The sequence below is a fragment of the Chloroflexota bacterium genome (assembly GCA_016219275.1).
Classification (GTDB): Bacteria; Chloroflexota; Anaerolineae; order UBA4142; family UBA4142; genus JACRBM01.
The window spans coordinates 1-16,432 of sequence record JACRBM010000026.1 but is presented as its reverse complement, the minus strand read 5'-3'; the positions used below and the strand labels follow the sequence as shown (position 1 = coordinate 16,432).

General features: G+C 55.6%; 16 protein-coding genes. 15 read left to right on the top strand and 1 reads right to left on the bottom strand.

The window, feature by feature from the left end:
- Positions 1-13 precede the first annotated feature (13 nt).
- From ilvB to HY868_05265, 9 genes are all read left to right on the top strand, one after another.
- Complete coding sequence (gene ilvB / locus HY868_05305) at positions 14-1,711, top strand: biosynthetic-type acetolactate synthase large subunit (GenBank protein MBI5301534.1); 1,698 nt, start codon at positions 14-16, stop codon at positions 1,709-1,711.
- An 8-nt stretch (positions 1,712-1,719) separates the two neighbouring features.
- Positions 1,720-2,229: an acetolactate synthase small subunit gene (gene ilvN, locus HY868_05300; GenBank protein ID MBI5301533.1), complete on the top strand. Its 510-nt coding sequence runs from the start codon at positions 1,720-1,722 to the stop codon at positions 2,227-2,229.
- A gap of 105 nt (positions 2,230-2,334) precedes the next feature.
- Positions 2,335-3,390: a ketol-acid reductoisomerase gene (gene ilvC / locus HY868_05295; GenBank protein MBI5301532.1), complete on the top strand. Its 1,056-nt coding sequence runs from the start codon at positions 2,335-2,337 to the stop codon at positions 3,388-3,390.
- 122 nt (positions 3,391-3,512) lie between these two features.
- Positions 3,513-5,033, top strand: coding sequence for an ATP-binding cassette domain-containing protein (locus HY868_05290; protein MBI5301531.1), 1,521 nt, complete (start codon positions 3,513-3,515; stop codon positions 5,031-5,033).
- Positions 5,034-5,194: 161 nt separating this feature from the next.
- Complete coding sequence (locus HY868_05285; protein ID MBI5301530.1) at positions 5,195-6,790, top strand: 2-isopropylmalate synthase; 1,596 nt, start codon at positions 5,195-5,197, stop codon at positions 6,788-6,790.
- Between the two features lie 15 nt (positions 6,791-6,805).
- Complete coding sequence (locus HY868_05280; GenBank protein ID MBI5301529.1) at positions 6,806-7,003, top strand: hypothetical protein; 198 nt, start codon at positions 6,806-6,808, stop codon at positions 7,001-7,003.
- Between the two features lie 24 nt (positions 7,004-7,027).
- Positions 7,028-8,440, top strand: coding sequence for a 3-isopropylmalate dehydratase large subunit (gene leuC, locus HY868_05275; protein ID MBI5301528.1), 1,413 nt, complete (start codon positions 7,028-7,030; stop codon positions 8,438-8,440).
- 75 nt (positions 8,441-8,515) lie between these two features.
- Positions 8,516-9,091, top strand: coding sequence for a 3-isopropylmalate dehydratase small subunit (leuD, locus tag HY868_05270; protein ID MBI5301527.1), 576 nt, complete (start codon positions 8,516-8,518; stop codon positions 9,089-9,091).
- 101 nt (positions 9,092-9,192) lie between these two features.
- Entirely contained in the window at positions 9,193-10,746 is a 1,554-nt protein-coding gene (locus tag HY868_05265) for a citramalate synthase (protein ID MBI5301526.1), read from the top strand.
- A gap of 301 nt (positions 10,747-11,047) precedes the next feature.
- Here HY868_05265 and HY868_05260 read toward each other — a convergent pair whose 3' ends face one another.
- Complete coding sequence (locus tag HY868_05260) at positions 11,048-11,317, bottom strand: hypothetical protein (GenBank protein ID MBI5301525.1); 270 nt, start codon at positions 11,315-11,317, stop codon at positions 11,048-11,050.
- A gap of 80 nt (positions 11,318-11,397) precedes the next feature.
- On the opposite strand from HY868_05260, the gene leuB reads away from it, so the two are divergent.
- The 6 genes from leuB to HY868_05230 all read left to right on the top strand — a co-directional run bounded on the left by leuB (position 11,398) and on the right by HY868_05230 (position 16,366).
- On the top strand, positions 11,398-12,489 hold the full coding sequence (gene leuB, locus HY868_05255; GenBank protein ID MBI5301524.1) for a 3-isopropylmalate dehydrogenase: 1,092 nt from the start codon (positions 11,398-11,400) through the stop codon (positions 12,487-12,489).
- Positions 12,490-12,564: 75 nt separating this feature from the next.
- Complete coding sequence (locus tag HY868_05250; GenBank protein ID MBI5301523.1) at positions 12,565-12,741, top strand: hypothetical protein; 177 nt, start codon at positions 12,565-12,567, stop codon at positions 12,739-12,741.
- A gap of 65 nt (positions 12,742-12,806) precedes the next feature.
- On the top strand, positions 12,807-13,475 hold the full coding sequence (locus tag HY868_05245; GenBank protein MBI5301522.1) for a hypothetical protein: 669 nt from the start codon (positions 12,807-12,809) through the stop codon (positions 13,473-13,475).
- A gap of 326 nt (positions 13,476-13,801) precedes the next feature.
- Positions 13,802-14,527 (top strand): DUF4386 domain-containing protein, encoded by a 726-nt coding sequence (locus HY868_05240; GenBank protein ID MBI5301521.1) that lies wholly within the window; start codon positions 13,802-13,804, stop codon positions 14,525-14,527.
- 366 nt (positions 14,528-14,893) lie between these two features.
- Positions 14,894-15,724, top strand: a complete 831-nt coding sequence (locus HY868_05235; protein MBI5301520.1) for an alpha/beta hydrolase — start codon at positions 14,894-14,896, stop codon at positions 15,722-15,724.
- A 444-nt stretch (positions 15,725-16,168) separates the two neighbouring features.
- On the top strand, positions 16,169-16,366 hold the full coding sequence (locus HY868_05230; GenBank protein ID MBI5301519.1) for a hypothetical protein: 198 nt from the start codon (positions 16,169-16,171) through the stop codon (positions 16,364-16,366).
- Positions 16,367-16,432: the final 66 nt, after the last annotated feature.

Genomic DNA, 16,432 nt, shown 5'->3' with positions numbered 1-16,432 from the left:
AGAGGAGTTCTGCATGGCAATTTTGACCGGCGCTCAAATCATTTGGGAATGTCTCGTGCGCGAAGGCGTCGAGGTTGTGTTCGGTTATCCCGGCGGTACGATTCTGCCGGCGTACGACGCGATGCTCGATTATCCGGTTCATCACGTCCTCACGCGCCACGAGCAAGGCGCCACGCACGCCGCGGATGGATACGCGCGCGCGTCGGGCAAGGTCGGCGTCGCGATCGCGACGAGCGGACCGGGCGCGACGAACATGGTCACCGGCATCGCGACGGCGATGCTTGATTCGGTGCCAATGGTGTGCATCACCGGGCAAGTCGGCTCGTCCGTCCTGGGGAGTGACGCGTTCCAAGAAGTGGATGTGACCGGCGTCACACTGCCAATCACCAAACACAACTATCTCGTCACCCACGTCGAAGACATCGCGCCCACGCTGCACGAAGCGTTCTACGTCGCGCGCGAAGGACGTCCCGGACCCGTGCTCGTGGACATTACCAAAGACGCGCAGAATGCCAAGACCGAATTCGTCTATCCGACCCAGGTTCATCTGCCCAAGCGCGCGACGAAACCGATTCCCGAAGCGCAACTCGCGCGCGCGGCAGACATGATCGCGCAAGCCAAGCGTCCGGTCATTCTTGCCGGTCACGGCATCCTCCTCAGCGGCGCGATGCGCCAACTCCGCGAATTCGCGGAGAGAACGCAAACGCCGGTCGCGTTGACCTTGCTCGGCATCGGCGTGTTCCCACGCGAGCATCCACTCTGCCTCGGCATGATGGGCATGCACGGCGAAGCATACGCGAATCGCGCGGTGCAAGCCGCCGATCTCTTGATCGCGGTTGGGATGCGTTTCGATGATCGCGTGACCGGCAATTTGAAAACGTACTCGCCACTCTCGAAAAAAATTCACATCGAGATTGATCCCTCCGAGGTCGCGAAAAATGTACACGTAGATTTACCGCTGATCGGCGACGCGGCGGGCGTGATGAACCAACTGATGCCGCTCATCCATCCCGAGCCGCATCACGATTGGCTCGAACAGATTGACGAATGGCGCGATGACACGCGCGCGCGCGATATTATCGCGCGGGACGGCGACGGCAAACTTTTGCCGCCCCAGGTGATTCGCGATTTGTGGAAGGCGACGAACGGCGATGCGATTGTCGTCAGCGATGTGGGACAGAATCAGATGTGGGAGGCGCAGTACTATCTTCACAGCGCGCCGCGCACGCTGATCACTTCCGGCGGCTTGGGCACGATGGGCTTTGCGTTGCCTGCCGCGATGGGCGTGAAATTCGCGCGACCGGATGCCGAAGTCTGGGTCGTCGCCGGCGACGGCGGTTTCCAAATGACGCAAGCCGAACTGCAAACGCTTCGGCAAGAAGGACTCAAGATCAACATCGCGATTTTGAACAATGGCTTTCTCGGCATGGTGCGCCAGTGGCAAGAATTTTTCTACAAACGCCGCTATGCCGCAACGCCGATCACCAGTCCTGACTTTGTGAAACTCGCCGAGGCGCACGGACACACCGGCATTCTGGTGACGAAACAAGAAGAGGTGATGCCGGCGATTCAAGCCGCGCGCGAAAATGCCGGCACGGTCGTCATCGAATTTCGCGTCGAGTCCGAAGAATCGGTGTACCCGATGGTGCCCGCCGGCGCGGATTTGCACGCGATGATTCGCCGCCCTATTTTGGAACAAATCGGTAAGTGAGGGATTCTATGAAGCACACACTTGTAGCGTTAGTCGAAGACAAACCTGGCGTGTTAAATCGCGTTGCGAGTCTATTTCGTCGCCGCGCATTCAACATCGAAAGTCTCACCGTCGGTCACACGCACGAACCGAACGTCTCGCGCATGACGATTGTCGTGGACACGGAATTGACCGCGCCGCATCTCGTCGAAGCGAACTTGTACAAATTGGTGAACGTGATTGACGTGCACGACGTCACGCAAAAACCAACCGTGATGCGCGACCTCGCGCTCGTCAAGGTTCAAGCCGATGCGGCGGCGCGCGCGGAAATCGCGCAACTCGCCGACATCTTTCGCGCCAAGATCGTGGACGTAGCCGCCGACTCGGTGATCGTCGAAGTGACCGGCGACGAAGCCAAGATTGACGGCTTGATCGAACTCTTGCGTCCGCGCGGCATTGTCGAAATGGTTCGCACCGGTCAGATCGCAATGGTGCGCGGCAGCGTGAGCAACAACGGGAATGGAAACGGTACGCACTAAGTTCCCTCATTTCCGTTATTTCGCTTGTTTCCATGCCACAATGGAACTGAGGGAACTGAGGGAAATAAGGGAAATCGTTTTGGAATCCAATACCACGGAGCAATCATGGCAAAGATCAATTTTGGCGGAGTCGTCGAAGCGGTCGTTACGCGCGAAGAGTTTCCACTTGACAAAGCGCGCAACGTGTTGAAGGACGAGGTCGTCGCGATCCTGGGTTATGGCGTGCAGGGTCCCGCGCAGGCGCTCAACATGCGCGACAATGGAATCAACGTCATCGTCGGACAAAAGTCCGGTAGTCCAACGTACGACAAAGCAATCAAGGACGGCTGGGTCCCCGGCAAAACGCTCTTTTCGCTCGAAGAAGCCGCCGAACGCGGCACGGTACTCCAGTATCTCGTTTCCGATGCGGGGCAAATGATGACGTGGAATTCGATCAAGCCGCATCTGAAAAAAGGTGATGCGCTCTATTTTTCGCACGGCTTTGGGATTGTGTACAAAGATCAAACCGGCATCGTGCCGCCCGATTTCGTGGATGTGATCCTGGTCGCGCCCAAAGGTTCGGGCACGAGCGTGCGCGCGAACTTTTTGAGCGGCAGCGGCATCAACGCGAGCTACGCGATTTTTCAGGATGCGACCGGTCGAGCGACCGAGCGGACGATTGCGCTTGGCATTGCGGTCGGCGCGGGCTACCTATTCCCGACGACCTTCGCGCGCGAAGTGTACAGCGATCTCACCGGCGAACGCGGCATTTTGATGGGCGCGTTGGCGGGTGTGATGGAAGCGCAGTACAACGAACTTCGCAAACATGGTCACTCGCCCAGCGAAGCGTTCAACGAAACGGTTGAAGAATTGACGCAGAGTTTGATTCGTCTCGTCGCGCAAAACGGCATGGATTGGATGTACGCGAATTGTAGCACGACCGCGCAGCGCGGCGCGTTGGATTGGCGGCACGAGTTCCGCAAAGCGGTCGAGCCGGTGTACGAGAAACTGTACCAGAGCGTCGTCTCCGGCGAACAGACGCGCATCGTGCTCGCGGCGAACAGTCGCCCCGATTACAAGGAAAAACTCGGCGCAGAATTGCGCGAGATTCACGAGTCGGAAATGTGGCAAGCCGGCGCGGCGGTCCGCTCGCTGCGCCCGGAGAATTGGAAGAAATCGTAATTGGTTGCCATCATGTCATTGCGAGGAGCGCAGCGACGGAGCGATCCCCCAACCCGTACGGCGGCGATTGCTTCGGGCAAAAACCGCCCTCGCAATGACATGACGAATTACTATCGAACACCATGCTCAACGCTAAACCATTCGTCGCGCTGAACAACATCGCCATCCGCGTGCGCGACCAGGTCTTGTTCGAAGGTCTATCCTGGCAAATATTGGACGATCAGCACTGGGCGGTAATCGGTCCGAATGGTTCGGGCAAGTCTACGTTGATGAAAGCGTTGTGCGGTTCGCTCCCGGTCGTCAAGGGCAAGATCGTCTATCATTTTTTCCAGGGCGATAGACACAGCACCGCGCCCGATCAGATCGCGTACGTGACCTTTGAAAATCAAAGAGCAGTGCTGAGTGATGAAGCGTTCTATCAAGCGCGTTGGAACATCGGCGTGAGTGAAGACGCGCAATCGGTAACGGAATTTCTTTCCGAGCCAGGTATCCAGCGCATTAATCCGTATCACATCGTTGAAAGTCAATCCGACCCAGGATTTGATGCGCGCCGACAAACTGTTGTGGAACAATTGGAATTGGAACCGCTACTGAAAAGAAGCGTCATTCAACTTTCTAACGGCGAGCGGCGCAAGGTTTCGATTGCGCGGGCGTTGCTCAAGCAACCGGCACTCTTGATTCTGGACAATCCCTTCGGCGGATTGGATGAACGTTTCCGAATCAAATTAGCCAAGAACCTTGAAAACCTGATGCGAAGCGACATGCGCGTCATCATCGTCGGAACAAGTCGCGATGAAATTCCGGATGGTATCACGCACATCCTAGAATTGTCGTTTCGAGCAAAGCGAGAAATCTCTTTCGCGACATCTAGATTTCTCGTCGCAAAAACCGCTCCTCGAAATGACAATCATGGTACGCTGAAATTGGCAGACTTGGCGATTCGACCAGACGAGTCACCTGACCCAACGCGCAAGATTCTCATACAGATGAAAGACGTAAACGTCTCGTACAACGGAACGGCGATTCTTCATCAAGTCAACTGGACGGTTCGCGAAAATGAGCACTGGGCATTGTTGGGTCCGAATGGCGCGGGCAAGACAACCCTGCTCAGTTTGATCCTGGCAGACAATCCGCAGGCGTATGCGAACGACATCACGCTGTTTGGAAAACGCCGCGGATCGGGCGAAAGCATTTGGGAGATCAAGCAAAACATCGGCTGGGTCGCGCCGGAACTGCACTTGTACTATCCCAGGAATGCGACCTGTCTCGATGTCGTCTGCTCCGGTTGGTTCGATTCGATTGGATTGTATCGCCAATGTTCAGTCGAGCAACGCGAAATCGCGCTGGCATGGTTGCCGCGAGTCGGTCTCGCGGGACATGACGCGACAGTGTTTGAACAACTTTCCGAAGGAGAGCAACGCTTGGCGCTCCTGGCGCGCGCGCTCGTAAAAAGTCCGACGCTACTCGTACTCGACGAACCATGCCAGGGTCTGGACGCGAGTAATCGCGATCGAATTTTGCAAGCGCTCGATGGCATCCGCCGAAAAGATACGAGCATGATTTATGTGACGCATCGCGCGGATGAACTACCGCAAAGCATCACGCACGTGCTTCGGCTAGACCAGGGACAGGTTGTTGGTTGACTGTGGTGCGGGCAAGCTACCCGCCACTACAATGAACCATAAAATTGGAGTTTAGACTAATCTTCGATTCTGGCTATATTTTGAGCGTACAAGAGCCGAAAAATAGCGGGAAATCGCCTGTTTTTTGCAGTTAGTCTAAACTCCAAATAAAAGGAATTCGTATGGACAATAAATACGTTCGCATTTTCGATACAACCTTGCGCGATGGCGAGCAATCGCCGGGCGCATCGCTGACGAGCGCGGAGAAACTCGAAATCGCGCGGCAACTCGCGCGGCTCGGCGTAGACATCATCGAAGCCGGTTTTCCCGCCGCGTCGCCGGACGATCTCGAAGCGGTGCGCCGCATCGCAACCGAAGTCGGCAATCCGCGCGATGGTAGCCAACCGCCGATGATCGCGGGGCTGGCGCGCGCGAACAAGGACGACATTGACAAGGCATGGGACGCGGTAAAACACGCGGCGCGCCCGCGCATCCATACTTTTCTCGCAACCTCGGATATTCATCTCAAGTACAAACTCAAGATGACGCGCGAGCAAGTCGTCGAGCGCGTGCGCGAAATGGTTTCGTATGCGCGTTCGCTCTGCGCCGATGTCGAATTCTCGCCCGAAGATGCCGGGCGTTCCGATCCCGAATACCTGTGCGACGTGCTGGAGGTCGCGATTGAATGCGGCGCGACGACGCTCAACATTCCAGACACGGTCGGCTACACGACGCCGGAGGAATACGGCGCGCTCATCAAGGGTTTGATCGAAGGGACGCGCGGCGGCGACCAGGTGGTGTGGTCGGTACATTGCCACGACGACCTGGGTATGGCGACCGCGAACGCACTCGCCGGTCTGCGCGCCGGCGCGCGCCAAGCCGAAGTGACGATCAACGGCATCGGCGAACGCGCGGGCAACACCTCGCTCGAAGAAGTGGTCATGTCGCTCAAGACGCGCGCGGCGGTATTCGGTCTGCATTCTGGGATTGACTCGACACAAATTTCGCGCACGTCGAAAATGGTCGCAAATTACACCGGCATTCCCGTCCAGCCAAACAAGGCGATTGTCGGCGCGAACGCGTTCGCACACGAAGCCGGAATTCACCAGGACGGGATGCTCAAGAATCAAATGACGTACGAGATCATGCGCCCCGAAACGGTCGGCGTGTCCGCGTCGCAATTAGTCTTGGGCAAACACTCGGGACGACACGCGTTCAAAGCGCATCTCAGCGCGCTGGGTTATACGATGAACGAGCAAGACCTCGACAAGGCATTCGCGCGTTTCAAAGAACTCGCCGACAAGAAAAAATACATCGCCGATGCGGATCTCGAAGCGTTGATTGCGGACGAGTTTTATCAACCGAACGAAGTGTTCCGGCTCGAAGACATCCAGGTCGTGTGCGGACGCCACGGGATGCCGACGGCGACAGTCCGTCTGATCGGACCAGGGGGCTTGGACAAAACATTCGCCGCAATTGGCACGGGTCCCGTGGACGCGACGTACAAAGCGATTGACGCGATTGTCGGCGAGCCGTGCACGCTAGTCGAATTCAACATCCACGCGGTCACCGAAGGAATTGACGCGCTCGGTGAAGTGACCGTGCGCTTGCAAGCGAACGCGGACACCTCGCGCACGTTCGGCGGACACGGCGCGGATACGGACATTATCGTCGCGAGCGCCAAGGCGTACCTCGCCGCGCTGAACAAACTGATCACCGCGCAAAGTTCGCCGCGGATGCACGCGCAGCATTCGACGTTGGAATTAGTGAGCACTTAATTTCTGGAGGACAAAATGAATCACACATCTCCTACTCAAGGCGAACTCGATCCACTACTCGAGCCACACGATCACTGCAACGCGTGGGACGGCTCGGCGCTGGGTCAGCCCGCGCGCGATACACGCGAGCAAGACGCGCGCGCCGGCAAACTCGATCCGTCGCGTCAGCCGCGCGATTGCGCGAATGCCTGGGATACGTCCGCCCTGTACTAAATTGACACACTCGGAGCAAATGAATTGAATTCGACACCTCGCACCCTTTTCGAAAAAATCTGGGACCGTCACGTCGTCGCGCAAGAACCGAACAGTCCCGCGATTTTGTACATTGATTTGCATCTCGTTCACGAAGTCACCTCGCCGCAAGCGTTCCAGGGTTTGCGGACGCGCGGATTGCAAGTCCGTCGCCCGGATAAAACATTCGCGACGATGGACCACAGCATTCCGACCGACCCGCTCGCGTTGCCGATTGTGGATGAGCAAGCCGCGAAACAGGTCGCGCAACTCGCGACCAACTGCCGCGATTTTGGCGTGCCGGTGTACGCAATGGGCGATCCCCGTCAAGGCATCGTCCACGTCATCGGTCCCGAAATGGGCTTGACGCAACCCGGCATGACGATCGTTTGCGGCGACAGCCACACCGCGACGCACGGCGCATTCGGCGCGCTCGCGTTCGGCATCGGCACGAGCGAAGTCGAGCACGTCCTCGCAACGCAATGCCTCTTGCAAAAGAAACCGCAAACGATGCTCGTGCGCGTGGACGGCGCACTCGCGCGCGGCGTTTCATCGAAAGATATTATTCTCGCGTTGATTGCGAAAATTGGTATTGGCGGCGGTACGGGACACGTGATCGAGTACGCCGGTCCCGCGATTCGCGCGCTCTCGCTGGACGCGCGAATGACCGTTTGCAACATGACCATCGAGGGCGGCGCACGCGCGGGCATGATCGCGCCGGACGACACGACATTCGAGTATCTTGCCGGGCGCGAGTTCGTACCCCAGGGTTCGGCGTGGGACGCGGCAGTCGCGCGTTGGCGCGCGTTGCCCACGGATGACGGCGCGACGTACGATCAGACCATCACGCTCGACGCGAACACGCTCGAGCCGATGATTACGTTCGGCACGAATCCTGGGATGGGCATGGCGATTTCGGGACACGTACCCGATCCATCAAGCATCAAGGACACGAGCCAACGCAACGCGCTCGTTAAAGCATTGACGTACATGAATCTGCAACCAGGACAAGCGATGCTCGGTCAACCGATTGACGTCGTCTTCATCGGCAGTTGCACGAACGGGCGCATCGCCGATTTGCGCGCGGCGGCAACCGTGTTCAAAGATCGCAAGGTCGCGCCGAACGTGCGCGTGCTCGTCGTCCCAGGATCGCGCCAAGTCAAAGAGCAAGCCGACCGCGAAGGGCTGGGCAAGATTTTTCTCGACGCCGGTTGCGAATGGCGCGAGCCAGGATGCAGTATGTGCATCGCAATGAATGGTGACGAGGTCGGCGCAGGACAGTACGCGGTCAGTACGTCGAATCGCAATTTCGAAGGGCGTCAAGGCAAAGGCGCGCGCACGTTTCTCGCGTCGCCATTAACCGCGGCAGCGAGCGCGGTGGCGGGTCGCGTAACTGACGTGCGAACGATCATTCCATAGATTCCCTCATTTCCCTCATTTCCCTCAAATCAGGAAATAAGGGAACTGAGGGAAATGAAGGAACTTGGAGAAATAGTGGATAAACTGATTCAACTTACCGCGCGCGTCGTCGCGCTGCCGAACGAGAACGTAGACACCGATCAAATCATCCCGGCGCGCTATCTCAAAGCGACGGACAAACTAGGCATGGGCGATGCGCTCTTTGCCGATTGGCGCGCGAATCCGGATTTTGTACTAAACAAACCGGAATCGCTGGGCGCGCAGATTCTGCTCGCGGGCGACAACTTTGGGTGCGGCAGTTCGCGCGAGCACGCGGTTTGGGCATTGACCGGGTTTGGTTTTCGCGTCGTCATCAGCACGACGATCGCGGATATTTTTCGCAACAACGCGCTCAAGAACGGCTTGCTCCCGATCATCGTGGACAAACAAACGCATCACGATTTGTTCGATCTCGTCGCGGAGATTCCACACGTCGAATTGAAAATTGATGTCGCCGCGCAAACTCTATCCTTGCCCGACGGTCGCGCGGTGCCCTTTGCGCTCGATCCGTTCGCGAAAACATGTTTGCTCGAAGGCGTGGACGAACTGGGGTATTTGATCGCGCGCGACGATGCGATTTCCAAATTCGAAGCGGCGCATTCAAGCATTTAACTTGATCTGCAATGGAGCAGAGGAGCAAGGGCGCAGAGGTGATTGGTATTTCACCCCTGCGCCTCTGCGCCCCCGCTCCATTGTCCTTTAGGAATCATCGTATGAATATCCTGATCTACGATACCACGCTCCGCGATGGCTCGCAACGCGAGGGGCTTTCGCTGACTGTGAACGACAAACTTCACGTGGCGCGTCTGCTCGACGAATTCGGCGTGGCGTACATCGAAGGCGGTTGGCCTGGGTCGAATCCCAAGGACGTCGAGTTTTTCGAGCGCGCCAAATCGGTCAAGTTCAAGAACGCCAAGCTCGCGTCCTTCGGCATGACGTGCCGACCAAACACCGCGCCGGCAGACGACGCGAATATCAACGCGATGGTGGACGCGGAAACACCCGTCGTCACGCTCGTCGGCAAGACGTGGACTTTGCATGTCACCGATGTTCTGCAAACAACGCTCGCCGAAAACTTGCGCCTCATTCGCGAATCTGCCGCGTTCATCAAATCGCGCGGGCGTGAAGTGATTTACGACGCGGAACATTTCTTCGACGGGTATCGCGCGGATGCGGCGTACGCGCTCGCAACGTTGCGCGCGGCAATCGAGGGCGGCGCGGACTCGGTGACGCTGTGCGATACGAACGGCGGTCGCCTGCCCTGGGAAGTCGAGGAGGCGGTGTGCGCGGTACGCGCGGCTCTGCCCAACACGTCCATCGGCATTCACACGCACAACGACAGCGAACTCGCAGTCGCGAATACGCTTGCGGCGGTGCGCGTTGGCTGCAATCTCGTGCAAGGCACGATCAACGGGTACGGCGAGCGGTGCGGCAACGCGAACCTTTGCTCGATCATTCCCGATCTCGAAATAAAATTGAATCGGCGTTGTGTGCCGACCGAAAAACTCGCGCAGTTGACTGCACTCTCGCACGCGGTCGCGGAAATCGCGAATCTCGCGCCGGACGATCACGCCGCGTTCGTCGGTCGCTCGGCGTTCGCGCACAAGGGCGGCATTCACGTCGCCGCGCAACGCCGTAACGCGTTGAGTTATCAACACATCGAACCAGAACGCGTCGGCAACGAAGCGCGTGTGCTGATTTCGGAATTGTCCGGCAAAGGCAACGTGTTGAGCAAAGCCGAGGAGTTGAACCTGGGTGATGTTGGGGATACGCGCGAGGTGTTGCAACAAATCAAAGAACTCGAAGCGCGCGGCTTTCACTTTGAAGGCGCCGAAGCATCGGTCGAGTTGATGTTGCGCCGCCAACAACCCGATTATCACGCGCCGTTCGAGATGTTGGACTTTATGGCGGTCGTCGAACATCGCGAAGGACGCGGCATGTTCGCCGAGAGCAGTGTGAAACTGCGAATCAATGGCGAGATCATTCACACGGTCGCAGAAGGCAATGGTCCGGTGAATGCGCTCGACCATGCGCTGCGTAAAGCGTTGCGACCGCACTACCCGGCGATTGATAATTTCCAACTCGAAGATTACAAGGTGCGGATTCTCGACAGCGACGCGGGCACCGGCGCGACAACGCGCGTGATGATTGATACGGCGAATCATACGAGTCGGTGGAGCACCGTCGGCGCGGGCACGAACATTATCGAGGCATCCTGGCTCGCGCTCGCGGATGCGATCGAGTACGGAATCACGGTCGCAAAATAAAGAATCTTGCCAAGATGTGATCTTGGCAAGATTCTTGTCCGTGCTATTAAGATACGTTCGTACTCATCGTGCCTGCCAATCCAGAACCAGAGGATCGTATCGCCCTCAAGTAGACCAAGCACGCGATAATCATCGCTCACACGCGCGGAGTAAATCGGTTCTTCTTCACTCACCCGCTTTAAATGCAATCCTGGCATACTGGGATTGGTTTTCCAAATCTGGTACGCTTTACGCGCGCGTTGTTGCTCTTGATACGGCTATCGGTTGTATAATTTCCAGAATCGTGGTGCGGCTTTGGCTTTCATTTCGGAGCGAGTCGTCCATCATCGGTGATCGTGATGTCTGTAGCGCGACCGGCTTGGAATTCTTCACGCGCCTCGCGCGCCATTTCTAACATCGCGCGCTGTGCTTCGGGCTTGGCAAATAGTTGATCCCATTGGTCCTCCGTGTCGGATCGCGCGTCAAGTGTTTGAAGAAAGCGCGCAAAATCCAACAGTTCCACCGCGCGTTCGGGTGGCAACGTCCGGACAATGCTGATGAGCGTTTGCTCAAGCGTGGCTGGTTGTCCCATATTCTCACCTCTCGAAATCTATTTAACGTAACCGGTCTAATCCGTCAACGATACAAAATCAATTCTCACCTGGAGTTTGAATGAACGCTCACATCATCACCCTGCCCGGCGATGGCATCGGTCCCGAAGTTACGCGCGAAGGCGTGCGCGTCCTTGAACACATCGCGAAAAGATTTGGGCATTCGTTTGAGTTTGAAGAACACCTGATCGGCGGTTGCGCGATTGACGCGACCGGCGAAGCATTGACAAGCGCGACGCTCGACGCGTGCAAACGCGCGGACGCGGTACTGCTCGGCGCGGTCGGTGGACCAAAGTGGGACGACCCGCACGCGAAAACGCGACCCGAAGCGGGCTTACTGGGTCTGCGCAAAGGACTCGGTTTGTTCGCGAATCTGCGCCCCGTCAAACCACATCCCGCGCTCGCGTACGCCTCGCCGCTCAAGCCGGAAAAAATCGCGGGCGTGGATTTCGTCGTCGTGCGCGAATTGACCGGCGGACTGTACTTTGGCAAACCGCAAGGTCGCTTTGACGACGCGGAGGGTGGAAAAACGCGCGCCGTGGATACGCTGGAGTACTCGGACGTTGAAATCAAACGCATCGTTGACCTGGCATTTCGACTTGCCGCGCCGCGTCGCGCGCGCGTCACCTCGGTGGACAAGGCGAACGTGCTGGCGAGTTCGCGCTTGTGGCGCGAGATTGCGACCGAGACCGCGCGCGCGTATCCGAACGTGAAACTCGATCACTTGCTCGTGGACACGTGCGCGATGCGACTCGTCGCCGCGCCGGCGTCGTTCGACGTGATCGTGACCGAGAACATGTTTGGCGATATTCTCACCGATGAAGCCGCGGTGCTCGTCGGCTCGATGGGGTTGTTACCGTCGGCGTCACTCGGTAGCCACGCCCTAAAGGGCGTGGCTATGGGGGTTTACGAACCGATCCACGGTTCTGCGCCGGACATTGCCGGCAAAGCAATCGCGAATCCGATCGGGACGATCCTGAGCACGGCAATGTTGTTGCGCTATTCGCTCAACCTGGGACAGGAGGCAGACGCGATTGAACGCGCAGTCGAGCGCGCGATTGGCGATGGTTGTCGCACCGCCGACATTGCGCGCGAAGGAGAGCGCGTGTTGAGCACGCGTGAGATGGCGGATGAGATCATGGCGCGATTATGAAATCGAAAACCTTGCGCTGAAATTTCGGCGCAAGGTTTTTTGTTGTGCTAATATCGGTCGCCCTGCATTGACTTGATGTCTAAACTGGGTTATATTCTCACCAAGCGAACGATGCAGTCTAATCCGCCGTGTGGGGGCGGCGGACTATCTCCGCTATTCCCGGCGCTGCGCGCCGTCGAACAAGCGGATGCAGCCGACTCGGTCTCGCTCGCTTCGCGGCTCGACCTCGCGGCTGATCCGCCGCCCCGTTAGCCAGCTCATGTGAATCGTTTGGTAAGCAATGTCCATGTCTTTCATCTGATGGATGAGAAAGAAACATGAAAACAATAGGACAATATCTCTTTAGACTCCTAAAATCTGCACCAGTTATTGCCGTTGGGATTTTCGATATACTGCTATTTGCGCTCAACGCGGTTGGAATAAATATCAATGTTCCAACGTGGGGGTATTGGGCTTTCCTGGGCGCTGGCTTACTTATAGAAAACTATCGGATATATCTCGAATTGGAGAAGCAGAAGATTGATAGCGATATTGTTTGCGGCATCTTTTATGATAATCATGAAAGTTGGGGAGACGCTATTAGCTTTACCTGCCCGAAGAATCCAGATTTCCGACCAAGTTTCGGCTTAGTAGTCTCGACCAGTAAATCAGGTGCATTGTATAAAGGGGTTATGGCTACGTTTTCTTTTTACTGGAGAGGAGACCCTCCAACAAAAAGCATTGCAATATTTGCTCCTAAAAATGATGACCGATGGCAAGTAATATCTGGTCATATTACTAACGAACGACCCGCAACTTTGAAATTCAATGGGGAGCGAGAAGTCGTAACGAATGCCGCACCTTTGCTCCTTCAAAACCTCGCATTCCACATTTATGAGTCATTAAAAGGATATATTCTGATTAAATGCGAAATTACGAGCCTCAGTCCGCTTACGTCAAAGTCTGCTGAGACAGCAATCAATTTGTCGCCCCAAGAAGCTGGCTAACACAGCGTGCACCCGACTGGTGGGAGTCTGCGCGTTTTCAAGCAGTTTTCGTGGCTTGGAGTTGGTTCCGTCAAAGTGGCGTTATCTCCTCCCGCCCACCAGCGGGTAACGCCAGCCGTTCGAGCGGACGCTTCGCGCCGCTCGAACGGGGCGGCGGACTTCCATCCGCTGTTCTCGGCGCTGCGCGCCGTCGAACAAGCGGATGCAGCCGACTCGGTCTCGCTCGCTTCGCGGCTCAACCTCGCGGCTGATCCGCCGCCCCGTTAGGCGTTTGCAACTCTTAAGATGTATTGTTGTCAGCTAATCTGAATTTAGGAGAAATTAAAATGACAACCCGTACCATTGGAACATCGCCACAAGTTTATGCCCGAATTGCTGGCATTCTGTATCTCCTCATCATTGTCGTGGGTGCACTGGATCAAATTTTCATTCGAGGCAGACTGATTGTGTCAGGCGATGCCATGTCCACAGCAAAAAATATTATAGCTGCCGAGTCGCTGTGGCGCATTGGTATTGCTGGCGACATCATATTGCACGTGTTCGATATTCCTATAATGCTAGTTATGTATATATTGCTCAAGCCAGTCAACAAGAACCTGGCTTTACTTGCAGTGCTATTTAATCTAATCCAAACTGCTGTATTGGTCGTCAACAAGTTAAATCTTTTGATGCCACTGTTCTTATTGGGCAACGCAGATTACCTGAAAGCTATCGAACCCAGTCAGCTATATGCGCTAAGCTATCTCTTTGTCAGAGTACATGATTTCGGCTTTGGCATCGGGCTGATATTTTTCGGTTTTGCATGTCTGATCTATGGATATTTGCTTTTCAGCTCGGGCTATTTCCCTAGGGCAGTTGGCGTTTTGATAGTGATTGCGGGCTTGAGTTATTTAACGAATAGCTTCACGCTTATCCTCGCGCCCAAATACTCAGGGGCGATCCTCCCCGTTCTAGCGCTTGCCCTAATTGGGGAATTGTCACTTTCCCTGTGGCTCATCGTAAGAGGTGTGAATCTCCCAAAGTGGGAAAAACGTGCTCTTGAATCTGCATGACATAATCCATGCTGAAGGGATAGTGATAGCGTTGTTTTGGAACATAACAATAAAACCTAACAAGATATCGCCTTTTTTCAGGCGGTGAGTCTTGCACAACAAAGAACGCCTAACAAAGCGTGCAGTGGATTTGCGGGAGTCTGCGCGATTTACAAACATTTTTCTGACTTCGGGTTTTTCCTGCTCTCAGGCATTATCCACGCCCGCCCACACGCAGGTAACGCAAACCGTTCGAGCGGACGCTGCGCGCCGTCGAACAAGCGGATGCAGCCGACTCGGTCTCGCTCGCTTCGCGGCTCGACCTCGCGGCTGATCCGCCGCCCCGTTGGGCAGTAAAAGCACTTACTCGAATGGAGACAATCTCTAATGACACGGAATATCGCTAACACCACGAAGGGGCCAATTGAGTATCGTCTCGAAGGCAGTGGACCGACCGTCATGGTTTTGAACGGTGGGCATTGCAGTCGAGAGAGTCGGTTGTCACACGAGCGATTGATTGAGCATGGCTTTTCAGTTCTCACCCCTTCTCGCCCAGGTTACGACAGCACTCCTTCTGAAGTAGGAAGAACCGCTCAGGAGGCGGCAGACGCTCTTGCCGCACTGATGGACATGCTCCAAATTCCCGTGGCTGATGTGATCGGTATTTCTGCCTCAGGCCCAACGGCTCTGTCCTTTGCTCTGCGCCATCCCAGTCGGATTCGCAAACTAATCATGGAGTCAACGGTTACAACGGTCTGGCCAGACGATCAGGAAGTCAAGCGGGGTGCGCGCCTTCTATTCGGTCGTGCTGAACGTATCACTTGGGGGCTGATAAAAACGGTTTTGAGACTGGCACCAATGACGATGATGCGGTTGATGCTGCAAGAAATGACCACTTTGAATGTAGATGAGGTCATCCAACGCATGAGCCCAGATGACTTGCGATTTGTGCATTGGCTCATCAAAACGTCCCAATCAGGAACTGGATTTATGAATGACATCAATCATCGGGTGGATGACTTATCGGGAATTACCGCGCCCGTCTTGGTGATGCATTCGCCATATGATAAGTCAGTGCCGCTCAAGAATGCCAAGCGAGTCGCCGCAGAAGTTGCGATATGTGAACTCTATGAAGTAGCTGCCGACACTCATCTAATTTGGATTGGCAAGTCGGCGCAGGATGTCTGGCAAAAGCGATTAACGTTTCTCAAGTCCTAAGTTTGCTGGGTGAATATCCAAAAGAACTGCCCAACACAGCGTGCACCCGACTGGTGGGAGTCTGCGCGTTTTCAGGCACTTTCTTTGGCTCGAGACTGGTTCCGTCAAAATGGCGTTGTCTCGTCCCGCCCACCCGCGGGTAACGCAAACCGTTCGGCGGCATCACTATTACAGTTATAGCTGTTAAGATAATGATTTAGAATCTCCAACTGCTGGAATGGCTTGTTTTAGGCATTTTCGCGGCGGGGGATTCTAAAAGCAAATGTTAACCTCTATATCTTATTACAACTGTAACAGGACTTGACAGTATCGAAGTTGGAACTATAGATGTTAAGATAATGATTTAGAATCTCCAACTGCTGGAATGGCTTGTTTTAGGCATTTTCGCGGCGGGGGATTCTAAAAGCAAATGTTAACCTCTATAGTGACTGAGGATATTAAGATATGACTTTCATTGAACAAGTATATATTGAACTAATTAAAACAGCGTTTGCGCTCTTCGTACTTGGCCTGACGTGGTTCGTTGGGCAACGTATCTTGGCTTATTGGGAGATTAAGAAGAAACGTAAGGAGCTTGATATTGCAACCGCCACACAACCCCCTGTGCTAATATGGGGTGGTACAACTCTCCCTGACAATTAACTGTATAATGGGGGCAAGGGAGAGATCAACATGTCTCAGACTGGAACATCAACGACCGCACTACCT